This window comes from Adonisia turfae CCMR0081, assembly GCF_011009555.1.
Lineage (GTDB): Bacteria > Cyanobacteriota > Cyanobacteriia > Phormidesmidales > Phormidesmidaceae > Leptothoe > Leptothoe turfae.
Genome location: NZ_QXHD01000004.1, coordinates 444,420 through 464,657 on the forward strand (window position 1 = coordinate 444,420; position 20,238 = coordinate 464,657).

Consider the following 20,238-nt stretch of genomic DNA (forward strand, 5'->3'; position numbering starts at 1 on the left):
GTGTGAATCAGCAATCACCCAGCGGTACATTCGGATGGTTGATGGCTGCCTGCCTGACGCACTTCATCATGCCCTCTAATAGTAGGACTCGCATCCTACTTTATAGGAACCATTTACCCCAATTTTTTATGCTAATCGCCCCGTCAAATCAGTCTAAACTGACCCAAAAATGTCCAATGTGTTTTCAGAGGGGGCTCTAAAACACCGATTGGGCAAGGCTTAAAAGCCTTGCCCAATCGGCGAAATGATTGTTTTCATTAAAAAGCTGGTGATCCGACTCGAACGGACGACCGGCTGATTACAAAAGAAACGCTCAAAGGCTAAGTTTATTTTCTGGCAAGGCTTTCAAGGTAAGTGAAAAGTGCTGTGCTAATTTTTGTACTAATTTTTCGCGGCATTTTTCGTACAAAATTTTGTCAAGACTTAGATGAGCTGACCGTTAATTAGCTGCTCTATCATCATAGCGAGTGGTCTCAAATATTTTGCTTTTGCAAAGCTAAAAGCTATGTAAATCAGAGGTCTCAATCATTTTTCGACTCAGGCCTCCTTGCAAGCTACATAGGGCTATTCTTGTACTAATTTTTTGAGCCATCTTTCGTAAAGAATTCGTCGAGAAATAAATGAGCTGATCATTACTCAACTGCTCTACTCTTGTACTAAAAATGGAACTTCACCTAGATCCGTGAATTCAAACTTCGTCGAGGTTAACTCCCATGGCCTGTAGGCGTTCGGCTAGCCTGTCTGTGCGTTGCATTCAGTTTCTTGGCCTCTGCTCCAGTGGGGATGATTTCGCCCTTGAGATCGCACCATCTCAACCAAAAAAGATTCACGCTGTAGTAAGTTCAGGCTACAGTGTCAGACATTGGTCTTTCTAGAGTCTGATTTTACCTATACAATCTCAAAGCGTTGAGGAATCTCCAGTGATAAAAAGTGGCTTGCAATGGAAGCAGGGGCTATGGAACGTCTGGTTATTAAGCACTTTCTTAATGATAGAGTCTACCCTAGCCTGGCCAGCACGGGCCGACGGTGGAGTGATTCCCGATAATACGCTGGGGGCTGAAAGTTCAGTAGTGAACAGTTTAGATTCGCTCATCCAGCTAGTTGAAGGTGGCGTCGTTCGGGAGGGCAATCTTTTCCACAGCTTTTGGGAGTTTAATGTTGCAGAAGGCCACGAAGTGTTTTTTGTCAATCCGACGAATGTGGAATCTATTCTGACGCGGGTGACTGGGGATAAGCCATCGGCTATTTTGGGGCGGTTGGGCGTTTTGGGAGATGCCAATCTGTTTTTATTGAACCCTAATGGAATTGTCTTTGGTGAAGCGTCGACACTGGATGTGAATGGTTCATTTTATGCATCGACGGCAGAGGCGATTTCGTTAGGTAGTGGTGTGTTTAGTGCGACGAATCCTGACAGTAGTCGTTTGCTGACGGTGGATCCGACGGTAACGTTTTTTAGTCACTTAAAACCTGGTGTAGGGAATATCAGTAACAGTGGTGATTTGTCTGTGGGCAGTGGAGAAACGCTGACGTTGTTTGGGGCGACGGTGCTGAGTTATGGGGCGTTGACTGCGCCGGGTGGGACGGTGCAGGTATTGGGAGATCGGGTAGGCCTGGCGGATCAGGCGACTGTTAATGTGTCGGGTGCTAGTGGTGGTGGCACTGTGTTGTTGGGAGGAGATTATCAGGGGCAGGGAGTGGTGCCGACTGCGGAGCAAACAATTGTGGGGCCAAATGTGTTGATCGCTGCAGATGCTTTGACAAGCGGTGATGGAGGCCGAGTGATTGTTTGGGCAGATGATGCAACTCGGTTTGAGGGGAGTATTAGCGCGCAAGGTGGACCGCAGGAGGGAGATGGTGGTTTTGTTGAGGTCTCAGCCCTGAGACTCTTAGATTTTTCTGGCCTGGTGAATACTCAGGCAACGCAGGGAGAGTCGGGACAACTGTTGTTGGATCCGGTAAATATTCTCATTGCAGATACACCTGATGCAGGATATATCACTATTGAGCAAGCTGATGGAGTGTTGACTGATTTTTTATATGGTGGACTAGAGGATGAAGATCAAAATAGTCACCTGACACCGGAGACAGTGGAAGCGTTATTGGCTTTGAACGATCTAACACTGGAAGCAACCAACTTTATTATTGTTGCGGATAATGTAAATGCTTTTAGCGAGAATGATTTGACGCTTCGAGCCTCGGCTATTGGAGTGCTTAGTGCTCGATTGGGGCAATCAGGTGGTGGCAACATTATTTTAGAGACCTCGCAGTCAGCAGGAAACTTTGTGCTTGTTAGAAGAGGGCTGCTTGATACCGACGTATTACGTGGTTCTAGTGTAGAAGGAGGGAATGTAAGTATTATTACCCGCAATTTATTCGTTAATAGCTTTGGTGTAATCAGTGCCAGTACCTTTGGAGAGGGCAATGCGGGTCAGGTGGAGATTACGGCGATCGGTGATGTCGTAGTTGATGGAATATTTTCCTTTGTTGTGAGTGAAGTCGTTTCAGGTGCGATTGGCAATAGTGGCGGCGTATTGATTAGGACAGGTAATCTTTCTGTACTGAATAACGCTGGGATCGGTGCTAGTACTGGTGGAGAGGGAAACTCGGGACAGGTGGAGATTATAGCGACCGGTAATATTGTGGTTGATGGAATATTTTCCTCCATTGTGAGTGAGGTCATCCCAGGTGGGATTGGCAATAGTAACGGCGTGTTGATTACAACAGGTAATCTCTCTGTGCTGAATACTGGGGCGATCAGTGCCAGTACGTTCGGACGAGGAAACTCAGGGCAGGTGGAGATTATGGCAACCGGAAATGTCGTAGTTGATGGAACAGATTCCTTTATTGGTAGTACAGTCGCTCAAGATGGGATTGGCAATAGTGGCGGCGTGTTGATTACAGTAGATAATCTCTCTGTACTGAATGCTGCACTGATTAATGCCACTACGTTTGGAGAGGGTGATTCGGGACAAGTAAAGATTATAGCGACTGGCGATGTCATAGTTGATGGAGCATCTTCTTTGATTAGCACTGCAGTTGCTCAAGATGGGATTGGTGATAGTGGCGGGGTGTTGATTACGACAGATAATCTCTCTGTGCTGAATGATGCTGCGGTCAGTGCTAATACGATTGGAAAGGGCGACTCGGGACAGATAAAGATTATGGCAACCGGTGATGTAATAGTTGATGGAACGCTTTCCTCCATTATTAGTGAAGTTATTTCAGGTGGGATTGGTGATAGTGGTGGAGTATTGATTACAACAGACAACCTCTCTGTGCTAAATGCTGCAGTAGTGAGTGCCAGTACGTTTGGAGAGGGAAACTCGGGACAGATAAAGATTATGGCAACCGGTGATGTCATAGTTGATGGAACAGATTCCTTTGTTGGCAGTACAGTTGCTCAAGGTGGGATTGGTGATAGTGGCGGGGTGTTGATTACGACAGATAATCTCTCTGTGCTGAACGCTGCAGTGGTCAGTTCCAGTACGTTTGGAGAAGGCAACTCGGGACAGATGAAGATTACTGCAACCGGTGATGTCATAGTTGATGGAACAGATTCCTTTATTAGCAGTGCCGTCTTTTCAGATGCTATTGGTAACAGTGATGGTATTTCTATTACTACTAGTAATCTCTCTGTGCTGGATGGAGCTTCTTTAACTACCTTTACTAACGGGAATGGTAAAGCAGGAATCTTACTCATCCAATCTAACCCTGGTGATGATCTAAGTGTGCTCCTGTCGGAAAATGGCTCGATCGATACTCTAACCGCTAGTCAAGAAACCGGTGGAGATTTAATTATCACCAGTGATGGCGCTCTGACAATTCAAGGGGCAGGAGATTTAACTACTGAAAGTTTGGGAATTAACACTGGAGCGGCTGACAATCTCAACATTGTTGCCGACTCGGTACTTTTGAATGATGGTGTTGAACTATCTGCTCAAACGGCATCTACTGCAGGGGGAGGAAACATTAACTTTCTTGTTGATAAGGGCATTATTCTACGTTGGGGCAGTTTTATCAATGCTGAATCCACCAATGAAACCCCTGGCAGCGGCAGCGGCGGCAACATCACCCTAGATGCAAATTTTGTGCTCACGTTTCCCGATGAAAACAGCGACATCATTGCCAATGCTGTGGGGGGTGACGGCGGCAACATTGCGATCAACGCAGCAGGCATCTTTGGCTTCACCGAGCAAGGCATCTTCCAAACCACCGACGAACTCCGTGCCAACGTTTCCAGCGACATCAGCGCCAGCTCCCAAGCAGGCCAGTCAGGCTCCATCAACCTCAATGCCGACTTCGAACAAACCCAAGCTATAGATGAACTCCCCGATAACTTTATCAATGCCGATCAGCTAGTCGCCTCCAGCTGCATTGCCCGCAGCAATAACGCCGACAGCGCCTTTGTCATCACTGGCAACGATGGCCTTCCCCAACAGCCAACAGAAACCTTAGGGCTTAGTAGTTACGACACTGGCACAGTTCAACTCTCCCCCGAAGCTGACGTCTCCCAAACACTCCAAGAACCAGAGGGCATTTACCAACTGGCAGATGGGCGTTTGGTGATGGGGCATAGATGTAAGAATGATAGACGGGAAATGTAGCAGGGGATAAGTGGCTGAGTAGGAACTTCTGACCTCTCTTCAGAAGTTACGTTAAGACATCAACCAGAGAAAACTCGAGGGCATTCCCTAATTATTTAAACCACCATTACCACTAGAAAGCTGGTGATCCGACTCGAACTGACGACCAGCTGATTACAAAAGAAATGCTCAAGAGCTAATATCAATTCTCTAAAGACCAGCTACACATAGTGCATCTACAATCCAGTCCCACTGCGTAAGAGATTTAATCTGTTCTGGAGTAAGTTGAGCCACCCACTGACTCCCCTTGTTTTGTAAGTCCTCCAGACTGGTGAAGTGCTGCCATTGCACATAGCGTTTCAACTCTAGCCACACGCGCTCAATCGGATTGACTTCAGGCGAATAGGGCGGTTGAAACAACAACACAATAGTGAAAAGTGCTGCGCTACTTTTTGTGCTACTTTTTTGAAGTATTTTTCGTGCAAAATTTTGTCAAGCACTAGATGAGCTGACCGTTAATCAGCTACTCTATCATCATAGCCAGTGAGTCTCAGATGTATGGAAGCGCTGCGAGGAGGAAGAGTATGAAAGGATCCTCTACTATTACCATGTTAATCGCAGATTCTGACTTAACATTTGTTCCTGCAGTTTGGTCATATGCCCTTGCTTAACAATATCAGCTGGCGTTAGGTCAGGACGTTTGGCCAGCCAAGCCGAGGTGGTTCCGGCTGCAGCACCCACACCCCACTCACTCGTGTGAACTCGGGTAACCGCATTCACAATATGGCTCACAGCAAGACTCTTACCACCTATCAGCAAATTATTAATTTCCTGGGGGATCATACTCTCCAGGGGAATCTGTACCGGACGTACAACAAATCCTGCAGCAGGAGCAGTGACCGCTTCCCCAGTAGGAGCACCATTTCGATAGCGGCAACCATGGATATCGACATCATAGTGAGTCACTGCTACTGTAGTCGGTGTAAAATCACGACCACCAACTTGGTCATTTCTTACGTCAGCTTCACGCATTAAAAATGCTTTGTCACCGTAAGCAGCACGACCTAAAATACGTCGACCTTCACGGATATACGGAACCAAACTCAACCCTGATTGAGTCCCCATATAAGCCTCATCTCCCATTAAATAACTTAATGGGAGATGGGGTTTTGACTGGGTTTTAAGTAACCAGCGAGCGAATAATAAAGCGTGATCTTCACCATGGCGCAAAGCTATGGTCGAGATCCCTCCCAACCAATTTTGTTGTTGACCACTTCTTTTCACTTGCTCTGCCGTGTAAATTAGAGGTGTGTCCATCCAGGACCAATCATTTCCGCGATTCCAATTTACCATCGTCATATCACCCCGAACAGGCACAGAGTAAAATGGACTGTTTCGAGTATTACTCACAATCCGACGATAGTTAAAAAAGCTACGACCTTCAAAAAAGGGAAATCCCTCCATTTCAAATATTTTTTCATGCTCATGAGACGCATAGAATGGCGGATATTGTTGTAATGTTTGTTCTAAAACCGCTAGGCCTTTACCTCCATCATCATGAATAGCCACTACAAAAGGGTACGTAAATGCCTGAGTACACTGTGGGTTATCTTTTTGGGCCCCGTTCACCTCTCCAGTGGTCGTTTTAGCTTCTGATCCCAATCGATGGGGCAGATTTGCCCAGCCCACAAATTCTCCTGTATCAGTGGCATCAATGACAATCATGCGCTTTCCCTTAGGAGGCTCTAATCGCAACGGTACTTTCTCAAATGTGTCATCTGCAGACCAAGCATACCAGCTGGCCAACTCTTGAGATAGTCGCCCCATGGGCATGTAATTTGATTCTTTGGGAATACGCTGTATAGCATGAATGGCAACTATTTCCTGACCACTATCATCAAATGTTGCTCCCTTAAAAGCCGTTTGAGTTTGCCAACGGCTTTTGGGTGCTTTTGGTAACACATTTTCTAAATGTTGCTGGGCAGCAGTAGCACCCGCTTTTGGTACAAAGCACAGCCTGCTTACCCAGCATGAATTCACATCATTGACAGTTACAGTGGCTCGCCCCGTCCATTCTGGCAAGGTCACTGTTTGCTGAGCAATTTTTTGCTTAAAGGTTCGCCAACTAGGTGCAAAGCTCTGATAAGCCCACATTGCTCTGGATGCATCAATTGCTGATACCCCTTGCGAGCTAATCTGCCCTCCTAGCCAGGGGGTAAGTTCAATAAGACAGGTAGTGGTCCCAGCCTGCATAGCATGGTATGCAGCTGCTACCCCCCCAAGGGAACCACCGATAACCACAACCTCACATTTCCAGATTTCCTGGGCTGTTGGCAACGGTATTAAATTCGGTCTCCCGTTAGGCAAAATCAATGGTGGCGGTGGCGGTAGCGGATTCGATAAAGCAGGGGCTATAACCTGAACTTGGGTTGAGCAAGAGCTACCTATAATGAATGCCGTTAAACAACTTAAATACTTACGCAGAGAACGTCGAGCCATAGACCAATCATGATGTTTGGAGCGAGTTACGAGTGGTTAGTACTAATCACTCGCCAATAACCATAAAGGAAATTGACACATTTAGCGAAACAAAATTCATGGTTAAAATTAGCTGCTTTATTGAGCACAACAGGTTAGCTAAGGTGAGGGGGATGGATAATTTGGCTAATCTGCCCGAGAGCATCATGGTAGGCTTGTTGGTCTTGTTGCAATCGCTGATTGAACGCAATGCCATTGCTCAACTAGCGACTGCAAGGATGGTGGTGGGCATCACAGCTTTGGCTCAGGTCCTTCTAAAGTTTGTTGTGTTGTTTTTGTAGGAGTCAATTAGTCAAGATTTCAGGATCTGTATCATTTGGAGAAGAGTAAACACTAGCTTCCCCTGTGTATGCATTCCCAAACTTCTGCTCCATTAAGATATGGAAATAATGTCCCAAATCTCTTTTATGGAAGCTTGCTACTTGTATCTTGCTTACTTGCTTGTTTACAAAAGCATCGTTTCAAAATTCTCCTCTAACTCGTTGCAAATTTTCATCAGTGTCATCGATGTATATTGGATACATCTTAATCGGATACAGGCTCGGATCTGATGGTCTATCGTCTCCACAAGAGACCTGTGGAAATGAAGTGGTCGTCAATGGATTGGTCGTCAATAGATTGCTATCTATTAAAATTTCCTCATCTCGAGACCTACCTTCATTATTTTCAATTTCATTAATATTAAGGGCAGGCAGTTATTTCATGGGACAACAGGGATTTTGGGATGTTGAGACGCGCCATCAAAAACTGGAGTCCAAGAAAGATCTGTTGGTCTGCTTGGATGCAATGATTCCATGGGATGAGTTTCGACCGATCTTAGCAAGCGCGTATGCGAAGCCCCAAAAGAGTAAAGCAGGTCGTCCCCCGATAGATGTCATCGTGTTGTAAAGCTGTTGATCTTGCAACAGCTGTTTGGCGCGATGGTCAATGAGATGGAAGGCAAAGTCATTCGCACGATTGGGTTTGCCAGATCCAAAGCCATGCTCGGGCTAAAAAAATTGACCTACAATCTTAAACGCTATGTCTTTTGGCAAAAGGAAAACATCGCCGAAGCAGCCGCCTAAACACCAGAATTATCAGAGCTAAAAACGGATGGAATAAATGAATTTTGCCAGTTTTGGTTCATTGAGACTCCAGAAAAAAAGCTCAATGACAGTCTCATTTGAGACTCGATTCTTCAAAAATCAAATAAATAGAGGTGCCCTTAAGTAAATTACTCGCATGCGAAATGATGTCCTCCAAACCCATTGCTAAACGACCAATAGTTGCTTGAGGTATCCTCAAAAATAGAATATTAACTTAGGGCTTTCAGGCTATGAATTGTGCAATTTTTTAGGCAGTGACAACTGCCCTTCTACATTTTCTGATGGAAGCCACCATTTCGGAGTTTGAGTGGTATAGGTAATTGAAGCGAAGCTGTCACCGGGGACAATAAGGCTGTAATGTATGCTGTCAGGTTGTTTTAGCGGTCACTACTGATTTCTGTGCTAATTACTGTACTAATTTCGCTGAAACCTTCGATGACAGAAGCTTCTAGCTCCTAATTTATATCGAAAATCAAGTGAAAGTTAGCCATCAAAACTCTAGATTTGATGGCTAATTTGAGATGTTGAAATCCTCTGCATACAAGATTCTCATAAAAAAGCTGGTGATCCGACTCGAACGGACGACCGGCTGATTACAAATCAGCTGCTCTACCAACTGAGCTACACCAGCGAAGCTTCCGTATTATAACGGGATTTGATGCCCTTAAGTCAAGAACTATCGAACTTAATTTGGTTAGTCAAAAATAAGGGGCAGATCCACGGCAAATAACCTGCCCTATTTTGTAGCTTTAAGGGAATTAAGCCTTGTTATTTTCCATAGCCCAGCGGGCTAGTTCGGTACGGTTGTGTAGGCCAGTTTTGCCAAGCATATTGCTGACATGGCTCTCAATGGTGCGCTGGCTGACTTTAAGTTCTTCAGCAATTTCGCGGTTTGCCATGCCTCGCGCCACAAACTGCACTACTTTTAACTCTGTGGGAGTAAGCTCTACATCAAAGGGGACTTGAATGGTCGGAGCGCTGCCGCCAGCTTTGGTCTGATGATGAATCAAACGGGACGCTTGCTTGAGGGAAGATTCTACCTGGGCTACTAGCTCTTCTGGCTCAAATGGTTTTACCATGTAAACATCAGCGCCAGTGGTTAAGCCTTTGACCCTGTCCTGACTTTGCCCTTTGGCAGATAAGAATAGAATGGGAATCCAACTCTTACCCGGATCTTGGCGAACCTGTTCGACAAAGGCGTAGCCATCCATTTCAGGCATCATGACATCGCAGATAATCATGTCGGGCACTAATCCACCCAATACATCAAGAGCTTCGCGACCATTGCCCGCTGTGACAACTTGATAACCTCGAAACTCTAAGTAATCTCTTACAAGCAAGATGAGATTTGGATCGTCATCTATCAGTAAAAGCTTCTTTTGATCGCCAGTGGTATTTTCTTTCATGCCGTGTACTCGTGTTACTCGAAGTCTATGGGAATAGGATGATAAAAGATAAATCCAAAACGTATTAGATAGTTACTAGATCATATCTAGTACATCAGGGGTTGAAGGATTTCTAAAGTCCTCGTATTAGTTTGTATACGCCTCTGTTGATGATACTGTACGGACTATAGTCAATCAGGGTTGTTTTATTAAGCCCAGTTAAATTTATAGCAAGGTTGTACATAATTAAATTTTTGTTACCCATGGATTGGAATACAGCAATTGCGCTTATATCAACTGCTTAACCCATATGCTCAAATCAATTGTTCCCAATTAGTCAATAGGATCACGGATTGTTCGGTACTTATTTACATCGGGTAAGGGGTTTTTCAGGAAGGCGTAGTCTTCAACAACCTGATTCCCAATAAGGTGCTCTTGAATAATGCGTTCTATGACCTCTGGTGTGGCGCTGTGGTACCAAACACCGTCAGGATAAACCACTAGAATAGGTCCTTTCTGGCAGACGCGTAGGCAGTTGGCCTTGGTGCGAAAAATGCAGCTGGGTCGTTCTTTAGTCGGTCTATCTAGCTTCAGTTCTTGCAACCTTTGTTTGAGATAGTTCCAGGCATCGATACTATTAGCCTTGTCACAGCATTTGGGTTTAGTTTGATCTGCACATATAAAGATGTGACGCTCAATTGCATTGAGCGCTAAGGCGTCTACACAGTGTGCTAAGGGGTTACTCATTGGGGAAAACGTATCACTTTGGGAGTGGCAGCCCTATGGGGGTGATCACATTGCTAACGGACTTTGGCCACAGGGATAGCTATGTTGGTGTAATGAAGGGGGTAATTGCTAGTATCAGCCCCCAAAGCCAGATAATAGATCTCACCCATGGGCTTCAACCTCAGGCTATCTTAGCGGCTCGATTTAATTTAATAACGAGCTACTTGTATTTCCCTGTAGGCACTATCCATGTTGTGGTTGTTGATCCGGGGGTGGGGACGCAACGAGCTGCAATTGCGGCTGAAGTTAGTGTACCTGCTGGACTGCAAACCATTATTGCGCCAGATAATGGCATTCTGACAGGCTTTTCGATTAAGGCAGTGACAGCGCTAACGAATCCTGATTATTGGTACACTCCTGAGCCTAGCAATACTTTCCACGGTCGCGACATATTTGCGCCTATGGCTGCGCATTTAGCGAATGGGATTCCTATAGGCGAGCTAGGTACGTCGCTACCAGTATCTAGTCTGGTGAGTCTGAATATCAATCATGCAGTAGTAACGGACCAGGGGTATCGCGGCAGCCTTCAGTATATCGATCATTTTGGCAATTTGGTGACTACCATTCCAGGGGATGGGCTGACTAGCCAGCTTTGGTATGTGCAGCTGGGTACATATATTTGTCCTTATCGCCCCACCTATGGTCGCATGGAGTTAGGTGAAGCGCTTGCCCTGGTTGGTAGCCATGGTTATGTCGAAATTGCGGTAAATGGCGGTAATGCCCATCAGGCATTTCAGGCAAATGTAGGTGATGCGGTGGAGCTTATTTACGCTCACCATGGGTCGGACATGGTGGTGCTTTAATGCTGCGATTAAGCCAGCCAACGGCCTGTTCTAATCGTGGCAATGCTTCCTCTGGATTATCGTTGAGCAAATATACGAGAGCTGCTGCGATCTGCTCCTTTGCTCGTATCTGGCGGTTGGAGTTTAGTCGGTGCCAATCCATTGGGCTAATGGATAGCTGCTTTGCCAATGCTTGAGCGAGCGCTTTTGGCTCAGCTGTTTCTAAATCTAGAGTGTTATTGACAGATGACGTCATTGTTGTCTTGTCCATGGTTTATTTTCGAGACGGTGGATAACGTTCCACCTGATGGATGCAGATCGATAGCTTTCATATCGATCTGCATCCATACCTACTATTGAGATCTGCCGAGGGTTTCTTGTGAGGAACCTCTCCTGTACTTTAAGTCTATATCTACCCAGCCGAGTCGCGTTATGAAATCGTCCCTGCCCCTGACTGAGCAAGACCTCACCGACTTTGCTACGGCTTTGGATGAAACGACTAAGGACTTTAATGCGTTGCGCCAGCGGTATACCGAGGTACGTGAGGCGTTTGCGCAGCGGGCTGATGCTCAGGCAAAAATGACCCAGGGGCATTTGCCTCAGGCTGAGTTAAAGCGTTTGAAAAAGCAAATTGAGACGCTAGAGGAAACGCTGGAGAATCAACTGATGTCCTGGAATAACCTGAAGGAGCCGTTTTGGCAGGTGCTGCGATTTGTGGGGTTGGGAATGGTTTTGGGATGGTTTTTTCGGGGATGGTTTGGGGGGTGAGGCGTTTCTACAGTCAAAACGGATGATGATGGCGGTAAGGGGGGCTGCCTGCGTTACCTTAGATAGAGTCATTTTTCGGCATAGATATAGGTAATGGCCACCCAGCGTATTAAGCACATCCTGAAATCTGGCAACCCTGGTGATGTTGTGACTATCCAAGGTTGGGTTCGTACTAAGCGTGATTCTAAGAAGTTTAGTTTTTTGGATATTAATGATGGCTCGTCTATGACGGGGCTTCAGGTGATTGTGGATGTTAGCCTGGATGGCTATGACGATGCGATGAAGCGGATCACGACGGGGGCTTCGGTGGTGATTAGTGGCACCCTGGCTGAGTCACCGGGTAAAGGGCAGCGGGTGGAACTACAGGCTAGCAGCCTTGATGTGGTGGGTGAGTCGGATGCTGAAACCTATCCGCTACAGAAAAAGCGGCATTCGTTTGAGTTTTTGCGAGGATTGGGACACTTGCGATCGCGTACCAACACCCTCGGTGCAGTTTTCCGTGTTCGTAATGCCTGTGCCAGCGCCATCCACGAATTTTTCCAAAGCCGAGGCTTTCTCTGGATTCACACACCGATTCTCACGGCCAGTGACTGTGAAGGGGCGGGGGAAATGTTCACCGTTACCAGCCTGAACCTGGATAAATTGCCCAAGGGTGATGATGGCAAAGTGGATTATGGCCAGGACTTTTTTGGTAAGCCCACATATTTGACTGTGAGCGGCCAGTTAGAAGCTGAGATTATGGCCATGGCGTTTACGAACGTGTATACCTTCGGGCCTACATTCCGAGCAGAAAATTCCAATACCTCTCGTCATCTGGCAGAGTTTTGGATGATGGAGCCAGAGATGGCCTTCTGCGATTTGGAAGGCAACATGGATCTGGCGGAAGAGTTTCTCAAGTTTGTCTTTAAGTATGTGTTAGAAGCGTGCCCCGATGACATGGAATTCTTCAACAAGCGGATTGACAAAACAGTTTTAGAAACTGCCGATAACATCATCAACAATGAGTTTGAGCGGATTACCTATACGGACGCCATCAACCTGCTTGAAAAATGTGACAAGAAATTTGAGTATCCAGTTTCTTGGGGCTTAGACATGCAATCTGAGCATGAGCGCTATCTAGCGGAAGAGTATTTTAAGAAGCCGGTAATTGTTACGGACTATCCCACTGAGATTAAGGCGTTTTATATGCGTCTAAATGATGGGGGTAAAACTGTCGCAGCGATGGATGTGTTGGCTCCTCGCATCGGTGAGATTATTGGGGGTTCGCAGCGGGAAGAACGCTTAGATGTGCTGGAGCAGCGTATTAAGGAAGCGGGTTTGCCAAAAGATGATTACTGGTGGTATTTGGATTTGCGTCGCTATGGTACGGTACCCCATGCGGGGTTTGGTCTAGGATTTGAGCGGCTGGTGCAGTTTATGACGGGTATGACGAACATTCGCGATGTGATTCCATTCCCTCGGACGCCCGATAATGTGGAGTTTTAGCGGGGTATCACCTGCCAATATAACTGTGGTTTCACCAGGAATATAAAAGTATAAATCGCTACCGAAAGAGATTTCACTTAGCTTAAGTGCGCTAGGTGGTAGTTGTTGTGGTCTCAGCATTGCATGGCATTTGAAGAAATGTCACAAAACACGGTGAGAATGGAAAAAATGGCCATGGTACCCGCTCGGGTAATGTGACCCGATTTGACGATGCCTAGGATCTAGATATCCATTTATCTGAGGTTTTGTTATGACTGTTGCAACTGGTACCACAACTAATGGCGTCGCAAAAGACTACGCATACTATGACAAGTATTACAACCATGCATGCGAAGTCTGTATTCCCATTGTTCTGAAGACGCCTATTTATATTGAACCCATTGTGATTGAAAAGGAACCTAAGTGTTTAGAGAAGAAGTATTAAGAAGACATTGGGTAAAGTCTAAGGCCCACTTAATGCCGTGATCTTCTTCCCGGTTCCTAGCAGATTACAAATCTTTTTTGAAGGTAGGTGATAAATATGACTACAGCAACTGAAACTATGCAACTCGATACTGCGGCGTATGACAAATACTATAAACGTGCCTGTGAGGTGTGTGCACCGATTAAATTAAAGGTACCTGTTTATGTTGTCCCTGTTGTGATCGAGAAAAAGCCTGAGTGTATTAACAAAGGTTATCACTAAAGTCCTCTTTTCCCCTTGCTCCTTAGCAGGGGGAGTGATTCTCTATCGTTATACGGGTAAAGATTATGGGTACCCCCTTAGATTTTGATCGCTATCCCCACGGATGCGAAATAGTTATTCCTGTTGTTTTGAAAATTCCGATTTATATTGAGCCTGTTGTTATAGAGAGGACAGCGGTATGTTATGGAAATTCCCATTCTGAAGTTGCTAGCCTTAAAAGTCAGCTGTCAGAAGCTGGGCCGGTTGCACTAGCCCATGATGCCCAGGCTGTTGTTAGCCCCGTTGCTAATGCTGATATAAACGACTTAGATAATGTCTCTTTGCAGCAGTCGTTGAGTATATCTTTGCGACCGGTTGCTGACGGCTGGCACTCTTTTGCCCATGCTATTCAAGACCTATTTGAGTCAGGCATGTCAGGCAGATCAAGATTTTTGCAGCAATAAGGGATATCCCTTCACACGAGCAGTCTGATTTTTTAGGTTATTGTTTGATTTGCGCTAATTCTGGAGTGTTGGCCATGGCACTAAAATAGTCGCCTAAAGTGGGATGTGCTGCCATTGTGTTGTGTCCATCAACAGTTTCACAGTGAGAAAACTGTTGAGTGCTTTTGTTATACAGCATATAGTAATCGCCAAGGGTGAGTTTCAGCTTGTGTTGGACGGTGGCCATCTGTTTCAGCCATGTTGGATCTAGGGTATCCCAATCACTTTTGTTCATGACGCGAAAGTCAAAGGATACACGGGTGGGACCTTGAGCGTTCATTTTATTGTGGTGCAAGCAGCGGGCACCCCAGAACCGTAAAACTTGCCCATTGCTAAGGACCATGGGCCGGAAATCTCTCTTGCCAGGCTGGGACTCTAAATGCAAGGTATTGCTGGGGTAGCACTGGGTAAACGGTACCCAAAAGTTGATTTCGACGTCGGGGTGGTTATAGTCTGCATCGCAGTGTAATCCAGGTCGGGTGGGATCACCACCGATATCGGCGGGAATGGCGGTATTGTTCGGCAGGTGGATGCGAAATGTAGGTTTTGCCTGGACGACCAGGTGACTATCTACAAACTGTGGTGCAATGACCGTCTTGATAAAGTCTCGGTAGACCTTTAACATCCTGGGAAGCTTGGGGCTATTGTAGTATTTGTGATGAAAATAAAGATTCTGATCATTGGAGAATGTCAAGACATGGGAAGGCTTGCCCATGGTATGCAGCTGCTCTAATGGCAGAGCGGGACCCTCATAATCGCCCAGCAAAATGTCATAAATAAGTTGGGCGAAGTGGAATCTGTTAGTGTCATAGTCAAATAGATGTTCTTTAGTCAGTTCGGGCTGTTTCATAATGGGCGATGTAGCTGATATAGCCGTTTATTGAATGGGACAGCATGGGCCTATCAGTAGAGGCTATGCTCTAAATTTGATTTATCTTCCTTCAGAGGCTATCTTTGCTACATTGTTTTTATTTTTTCCCAAAGAGAATTATGCACAAATAATGTCTACAAGAGTCCTCCCTTTATCAAAGGGAGGTGCCGTAGGCGGAGGGGGCTGACTGTTGCGCCAGTTATCCAAACCCCTCCCTGGCGGTTCCCCTGGTAAGTCTATGGTGTATACACAAGTTCTGGATACTAGCCTTCGCGGTTGCCCTCACCCCCTCTAACTCCCCCTTACCAAGGGGGAGGACTGGAGTTTCCTCCCTTACCAAGGGGGGATTAAGGGGGGTAATGCAGGATTTTGGGCTTCTTTCCGAGATGTGTATACACGGTAGCTTTACCAAGCCTCTCAAAACGATAGATTATTTACTTGCACATTCCTCTACAGACACTGCTGTGCTAGATTTTTCACTTAGCATAGGATGAAGCCGCACAACTGATCGTCATCAATACCGAATCCATTTTTTGAGGATGTGCCTGGGTTTGCCGCTTTTGGGGGCGATCTGGGGTTTACTCCAGGCTCCGACTTCGGCAAAGCCTAGACGATGAAGAATTAGGATGATGATGGCCATAATTTGATGTTGATTTGGCTAGGTAAGCGGAGTCGAACCTAGCTTTCGAGGCGTTTTTCGATGGCGTTGATCAGGTCTGTAAATCCTGATTCGGTATGAATCTCAGGTGTCAGGGTATTCATGTCTTTGAGGGTTTCGGTGAGTTCGGCGATGGTTGTGCGAATACGAGTGTAGAGGTCGATGGATTCGCGGAAGCCTTGTAAATGCTCGTTGCCAACGGTATTCATGGCCTCATCGAGTTCTCGTTTCTCTTTTTCCCAGTGTTGAATGTAGCGGATGCGTTTGATGGGTTTATAGATTTGGGCATCGTCGAGGACGATGGGAAAGATGCGATTGTCGAAATTACCACTGGCGGCGATTTCCACCAGCTCAAACATACAGTTTTCGGATTTGAGGTACTTGTCGCTGATAATGACAATTACGGCTTTGCCTTTGCCGATTTGTTGCATAAAGTCTTTGATGCGACCTTTGAAGCCTAGATCTCGCTTATCGCGAATGAGATTAATGCTTGTTGCTTTTAACGCCTCGTCTACTTTGTTAGTAATGTCTTCGCTGTCGCCCCCCCAGGCATAAGAAATAAATACTTCTTTTTCTGGCTGATACATCTGTGTTGGGGTACTTTGGCGAATCAGATCATTGGGCTGTAACGGCAGTCCCTGGAGATTATTCGAGGCAGATGTGTATCGCTGGGAGAAGACGCCATCCTCCTTGCTAGCTAGTAGGTCCTCTATATTTCGATACAGGATGTCATCCAGCAACTTCCGTACATCCACCATTTTGTAGCTTTCCTGGCATTGGATCTGGTATTGACCATCGCTGAGAAACTTTTGCAGACGTTGGTAAGGGTAGTCGTGGGGTGTTTGACTGTCTTTGCAGATTTCGCAGTTACAAGGGATTAACGTTTTGTACTTTAACTGTTCGTAGGAACGATGGATTTTTTCTAGTTCGTGGGTGATGGCGGATAGCCAGCGTTTTTGATTAGTGCCGGAAACACGAATGCGGATTTCGCTTTTGGGATAATGTTCGGTAACTTCGGCATGGGCGGTACCGTTGGTGAAAACGACACCAGTTTTCCAAACCAGGGTTTGGTTTTCGATATATTCATGGAGTTCGACGATGAGACGGGTGAGGATGCCCTTGGGCATGAAATCGTAGCGGTAGCGGAGGATGAGATTTGAGGTTTCGTCCCACGGATAGTCAGGTTGCTCGGGGGAGAGGAGTTGGGGGGCAATGTAGTGGTTGGCACAACCGGGTATTTCGTAGCAAAGTTTGAAACGCATCATAAGCTGGAGCAGTTCATCACGCATTTCGGAATATTCGTCTTTTTCCCAAATGGTGTTGAGTTGCTCACGGGTAAAGCGACCGAAGTTCTCGTGAATCTCCTGGGTGTCTAGGGCATCGTAAACAGCGGCGGTGCCCCACTCGGGTTTGAGGATGACGTAGTGTTTAAGGATGGGATCTTCGTGGAAGTGGAGGATGACGCCTAGATCGTGGAGGTAGTTGCTGAGACTGTTTTGACGGTTTCGGTCAGTGAGCTGGCTGGTGCGGCACAGATCTCGATAGTTATCAATGGTGATGTAGTTGCAGTTGGTGGCGTAGTTTTCGAGAGCAGAACGGACACGCACCCAGACTTTTGGGAGCGGAGTGCCTACATGGTCTAGCTGGGTAATCCGCTTTTGGATGGATTCTTTAATGGCGTCTAAGCCACGGTTGTCGGCCAGGTTTGTGGCGAAGACTTTTTCTAGATTGGTGAACTCGCCTCGCAGGGCACGTTCGTTGACGTCGCACTGGCGGTCTTGTTTTTCATTTTTGATAATAAAGACGGGGCTGTTGTCGCTGAGAAGGGAGACGATATTGAGCCAGTAGTAGAAGTCAGTATTTTCCTGGCGGGCATCAACTACCAGGGCGTAGAGAGAACGCTTAGTGAGAAAGAACTGGTGGGTGGCATGGTAGATCTCTTGACCACCAAAGTCCCAAATATTGGTGCGAAAAGGCGTTTTGTTTGTTTGCTCAAATTCCCAACGAATAACATCAATGCCTTCGGTGGATTCTTCTTTGGAGTCAATCTCATAGTTAGGATGAATGAGCTTTTTGGCTAAGGTGGTTTTACCGGCCCCACCTTCACCGACGATGATGAATTTAGATTCGTAAAGAGGTTCGGTTTCGTTGGGATCAAGAACCTGGAAATAGTAGTCAAGAATTGCTTGTATGTTGCCAGAACTCTTTAAGATTTCCGGTGGTATTGGAATCGGATTTCCTTGCAAATTCAGATATTGAAGAGACTTAAGCTGGACAATCTGAGGGGGTAGCTGAGTGAGTTGGTTAGAGCGGAGGTCGAGCTGAGTGAGACTGGTAAGCTGGACAATCTGAGGGGGTAGCTGAGTGAGTTGGTTAGAGCGGAGGTAGAGCCGAGTGAGACTGGTAAGCTGGACAATTTCAGGGGGTAGTTGAGTGAGTTGGTTCGCGCTGAGGTAAAGCTGAGTGAGACTGGTAAGCTGGACAATTTCAGGGGGTAGCTGAGTGAGTTGATTCTCGCTGAGGTCGAGCTGAGTGAGACTGGTAAGCTGGACAATTTCAGGGGGTAGCTGCGTGAGTTGGTTCGCGCTGAGGTCGAGCTGCGTGAGACTGGTTAGCTGGACAATTTCCGGTGGTAGTTGAGTGAGTTGGTTCGCGCTGAGGTAGAGCTGCGTGAGACTAGTTAGCTGGACAATTTCAGGGGGTAGCTGAGTGAGTTGATTCTCGCGGAGGTCGAGCTGCGTGAGACTGGTTAGCTGGACAATTTCAGGGGGTAGCTGAGTGAGTTGATTCTCGCTGAGGTAGAGCTGAGTGAGACTGGTTAGCTGGACAATCTGAGGGGGTAGCTGAGTGAGCTGATTCTCGCTGAGGTAGAGCTGAGTGAGACTGGTAAGCTGGACAATCTGAGGGGGTAGCTGAGTGAATTGATTTGCGCTGAGGTCGAGCTGAGTGAGACTGGTAAGCTGGACAATCTGAGGGGGTAGCTGAGTGAGTTGGTTAGAGCTGAGGTAAAGCTGAGTGAGACTGGTAAGCTGGACAATTTCAGGGGGTAGCTGAGTGAGTTGGTTAGAGCTGAGGTAAAGCTGAGTGAGACTGGTAAGCTGGATAATTTCAGGAGGTAACTGAGTGAGTTGGTTCGAGCTGAGGTAAAGCTGAGTGAGACTGGTTAGCTGGATAATTTCAGGAGGTAACTGAGTGAGTTGGTTCGAGCTGAGGTTAAGGTTCTGGAGATTGGTTAGCTGTCCAATTTCAGGGGGTAGCTGAGTGAGTTGGTTTGAGCTGAGGTCGAGCTGCGTGAGACTGGTTAGCTGTCCAATTTCAGGGGGTAGCTGAGTGAGTTGGTTCGAGCGGAGGTCAAGGTTCTGGAGATTGGTTAGCTGGATAATTTCAGGGGGTAGCTGAGTGAGTTGGTTCGAGCGGAGGTCAAGGTTCTGGAGACTGGTTAGCTGTCCAATTTCAGGGGGTAGCTGAGTGAGTTGGTTCGAGCGGAGGTCAAGGTTCTGGAGTACTTTTAATTGGGAAATTTCGAGTGGTAACTGTGTAAGTTGATTGCCTGGTTTATCACTGGGGAAAAAGCTTCTGTGTGCATATCTCCAATTGCCAAAAATGATTAGTGATTTTAAATTTTTGAGTAGTCCAATTTCGGCTGGCAGTTTGGTAAGGGAATTGCCAAAATATTTCCCAAAGGAATCATCTTTAACCTCCTTCGCCAATATCAGTGTCTCAAGCTGACTCAGCTTTCCAATTTCCGGTGGCAATTCCGTCAAATCAGCCCCAGCCAAATCTAGCTCCGTCCAGCCTTCCTCGGCAGCTTGGTCAATCAGCTTTAGCAGTTCATCTTGAGTCATCGGTCGGCAGCGATCGCAGGAGTCTACCTAGTTCTAACAGTTTCCTGCCCCCTAGTGCGTCTTTGTAGCATTGAATTTAACTTATATAGAGCTGGTGCGATCTTGTTTTCTCAACATCGTCTCCACCTATGTACTACGAACTGCTCTGAAAAAATACCACCAGCACACTACCACTTTCAAAACCTATAAAAATTCAGTATTGAAAATTAAGACTGGAAGAACCTTAGAAGAAGTTTACCAAGAAGCTCCTGAGATCCGATTGTTGACTTATACAGTTCTTGTGAA

15 protein-coding genes and 1 tRNA gene are annotated in these 20,238 nt (G+C 46.4%); 8 read left to right on the forward strand and 8 right to left on the reverse strand.

What is annotated here, in order from left to right; translation table 11 throughout:
• The first annotated feature begins 986 nt into the window (after window positions 1-986).
• Entirely contained in the window at window positions 987-4,604 is a 3,618-nt protein-coding gene (locus tag DXZ20_RS06100; protein ID WP_163697048.1) for a two-partner secretion domain-containing protein, read from the forward strand.
• Between the two features lie 189 nt (window positions 4,605-4,793).
• On the opposite strand, the gene DXZ20_RS06105 is transcribed toward DXZ20_RS06100, so the two are convergent.
• Both DXZ20_RS06105 and DXZ20_RS06110 read right to left on the reverse strand, forming a co-directional pair.
• Window positions 4,794-5,009, reverse strand: a complete 216-nt coding sequence (locus DXZ20_RS06105) for a transposase (RefSeq protein ID WP_163668511.1) — start codon at window positions 5,007-5,009, stop codon at window positions 4,794-4,796.
• Window positions 5,010-5,186: 177 nt separating this feature from the next.
• Window positions 5,187-7,082 carry an FAD-dependent oxidoreductase gene (locus DXZ20_RS06110; protein ID WP_163697050.1) on the reverse strand — a complete coding sequence of 632 codons (1,896 nt, stop codon included), beginning with the start codon at window positions 7,080-7,082 and terminating at the stop codon, window positions 5,187-5,189.
• Between the two features lie 152 nt (window positions 7,083-7,234).
• On the opposite strand from DXZ20_RS06110, the gene DXZ20_RS06115 reads away from it, so the two are divergent.
• Window positions 7,235-7,402: a hypothetical protein gene (locus DXZ20_RS06115; RefSeq protein WP_163697052.1), complete on the forward strand. Its 168-nt coding sequence runs from the start codon at window positions 7,235-7,237 to the stop codon at window positions 7,400-7,402.
• 618 nt (window positions 7,403-8,020) lie between these two features.
• On the forward strand, window positions 8,021-8,185 hold the full coding sequence (locus DXZ20_RS06120; protein WP_163663011.1) for a hypothetical protein: 165 nt from the start codon (window positions 8,021-8,023) through the stop codon (window positions 8,183-8,185).
• 579 nt (window positions 8,186-8,764) lie between these two features.
• On the opposite strand, the gene DXZ20_RS06125 is transcribed toward DXZ20_RS06120, so the two are convergent.
• From DXZ20_RS06125 to DXZ20_RS06135, 3 genes are all read right to left on the reverse strand, one after another.
• A tRNA-Thr gene (locus DXZ20_RS06125) sits at window positions 8,765-8,837 on the reverse strand.
• 127 nt (window positions 8,838-8,964) lie between these two features.
• Window positions 8,965-9,612 (reverse strand): response regulator transcription factor, encoded by a 648-nt coding sequence (locus tag DXZ20_RS06130; protein ID WP_006517731.1) that lies wholly within the window; start codon window positions 9,610-9,612, stop codon window positions 8,965-8,967.
• Window positions 9,613-9,924: 312 nt separating this feature from the next.
• Window positions 9,925-10,338, reverse strand: a complete 414-nt coding sequence (locus tag DXZ20_RS06135) for a (2Fe-2S) ferredoxin domain-containing protein (protein ID WP_163663009.1) — start codon at window positions 10,336-10,338, stop codon at window positions 9,925-9,927.
• A gap of 35 nt (window positions 10,339-10,373) precedes the next feature.
• Here DXZ20_RS06135 and DXZ20_RS06140 point away from each other — a divergent pair, with 35 nt between their 5' ends.
• Window positions 10,374-11,180 (forward strand): SAM hydrolase/SAM-dependent halogenase family protein, encoded by an 807-nt coding sequence (locus DXZ20_RS06140; protein WP_163697054.1) that lies wholly within the window; start codon window positions 10,374-10,376, stop codon window positions 11,178-11,180.
• On the opposite strand, the gene DXZ20_RS06145 is transcribed toward DXZ20_RS06140, so the two are convergent.
• Window positions 11,140-11,415, reverse strand: a complete 276-nt coding sequence (locus tag DXZ20_RS06145) for a DUF6439 family protein (RefSeq protein ID WP_006517728.1) — start codon at window positions 11,413-11,415, stop codon at window positions 11,140-11,142. The two genes, DXZ20_RS06140 and DXZ20_RS06145, sit on opposite strands and share 41 nt — an antisense overlap.
• Window positions 11,416-11,591: 176 nt before the next feature.
• Here DXZ20_RS06145 and DXZ20_RS06150 point away from each other — a divergent pair, with 176 nt between their 5' ends.
• The 4 genes from DXZ20_RS06150 to DXZ20_RS06170 all read left to right on the forward strand — a co-directional run bounded on the left by DXZ20_RS06150 (window position 11,592) and on the right by DXZ20_RS06170 (window position 14,540).
• A complete protein-coding gene (locus DXZ20_RS06150; protein WP_163697056.1) occupies window positions 11,592-11,927 on the forward strand; it encodes a sll0565 family protein in 336 nt (111 codons plus the stop codon).
• Between the two features lie 93 nt (window positions 11,928-12,020).
• The gene (gene asnS / locus DXZ20_RS06155) at window positions 12,021-13,412 is read left to right on the forward strand and encodes an asparagine--tRNA ligase (protein ID WP_163697058.1); all 1,392 of its coding nucleotides are present in this window, start codon (window positions 12,021-12,023) and stop codon (window positions 13,410-13,412) included.
• A gap of 250 nt (window positions 13,413-13,662) precedes the next feature.
• Complete coding sequence (locus DXZ20_RS06160; protein WP_006517724.1) at window positions 13,663-13,836, forward strand: hypothetical protein; 174 nt, start codon at window positions 13,663-13,665, stop codon at window positions 13,834-13,836.
• A 326-nt stretch (window positions 13,837-14,162) separates the two neighbouring features.
• Window positions 14,163-14,540: a hypothetical protein gene (locus DXZ20_RS06170; protein WP_163661772.1), complete on the forward strand. Its 378-nt coding sequence runs from the start codon at window positions 14,163-14,165 to the stop codon at window positions 14,538-14,540.
• 37 nt (window positions 14,541-14,577) lie between these two features.
• Here DXZ20_RS06170 and DXZ20_RS06175 read toward each other — a convergent pair whose 3' ends face one another.
• Both DXZ20_RS06175 and DXZ20_RS06180 read right to left on the reverse strand, forming a co-directional pair.
• Window positions 14,578-15,429, reverse strand: coding sequence for a hypothetical protein (locus DXZ20_RS06175; RefSeq protein WP_163697059.1), 852 nt, complete (start codon window positions 15,427-15,429; stop codon window positions 14,578-14,580).
• Window positions 15,430-16,128: 699 nt separating this feature from the next.
• Window positions 16,129-19,953: a leucine-rich repeat domain-containing protein gene (locus DXZ20_RS06180; RefSeq protein WP_163697061.1), complete on the reverse strand. Its 3,825-nt coding sequence runs from the start codon at window positions 19,951-19,953 to the stop codon at window positions 16,129-16,131.
• Window positions 19,954-20,238: the final 285 nt, after the last annotated feature.

Bases quoted from the DNA above. Each gene is read 5' to 3' on its own strand.
- DXZ20_RS06100 (WP_163697048.1), top strand. From the start codon at position 987: ATGATAGAGTCTACCCTAGCCTGGCCAGCACGGGCCGACGGTGGAGTG.
- DXZ20_RS06110 (WP_163697050.1), bottom strand. From the start codon at position 7,082: ATGGCTCGACGTTCTCTGCGTAAGTATTTAAGTTGTTTAACGGCATTC.
- DXZ20_RS06115 (WP_163697052.1), top strand. From the start codon at position 7,235: ATGGATAATTTGGCTAATCTGCCCGAGAGCATCATGGTAGGCTTGTTG.
- DXZ20_RS06130 (WP_006517731.1), bottom strand. From the start codon at position 9,612: ATGAAAGAAAATACCACTGGCGATCAAAAGAAGCTTTTACTGATAGAT.
- DXZ20_RS06135 (WP_163663009.1), bottom strand. From the start codon at position 10,338: ATGAGTAACCCCTTAGCACACTGTGTAGACGCCTTAGCGCTCAATGCA.
- DXZ20_RS06140 (WP_163697054.1), top strand. From the start codon at position 10,374: ATGGGGGTGATCACATTGCTAACGGACTTTGGCCACAGGGATAGCTAT.
- DXZ20_RS06145 (WP_006517728.1), bottom strand. From the start codon at position 11,415: ATGACGTCATCTGTCAATAACACTCTAGATTTAGAAACAGCTGAGCCA.
- DXZ20_RS06150 (WP_163697056.1), top strand. From the start codon at position 11,592: ATGAAATCGTCCCTGCCCCTGACTGAGCAAGACCTCACCGACTTTGCT.
- asnS (WP_163697058.1), top strand. From the start codon at position 12,021: ATGGCCACCCAGCGTATTAAGCACATCCTGAAATCTGGCAACCCTGGT.
- DXZ20_RS06160 (WP_006517724.1), top strand. From the start codon at position 13,663: ATGACTGTTGCAACTGGTACCACAACTAATGGCGTCGCAAAAGACTAC.
- DXZ20_RS06170 (WP_163661772.1), top strand. From the start codon at position 14,163: ATGGGTACCCCCTTAGATTTTGATCGCTATCCCCACGGATGCGAAATA.
- DXZ20_RS06175 (WP_163697059.1), bottom strand. From the start codon at position 15,429: ATGAAACAGCCCGAACTGACTAAAGAACATCTATTTGACTATGACACT.
- DXZ20_RS06180 (WP_163697061.1), bottom strand. From the start codon at position 19,953: ATGACTCAAGATGAACTGCTAAAGCTGATTGACCAAGCTGCCGAGGAA.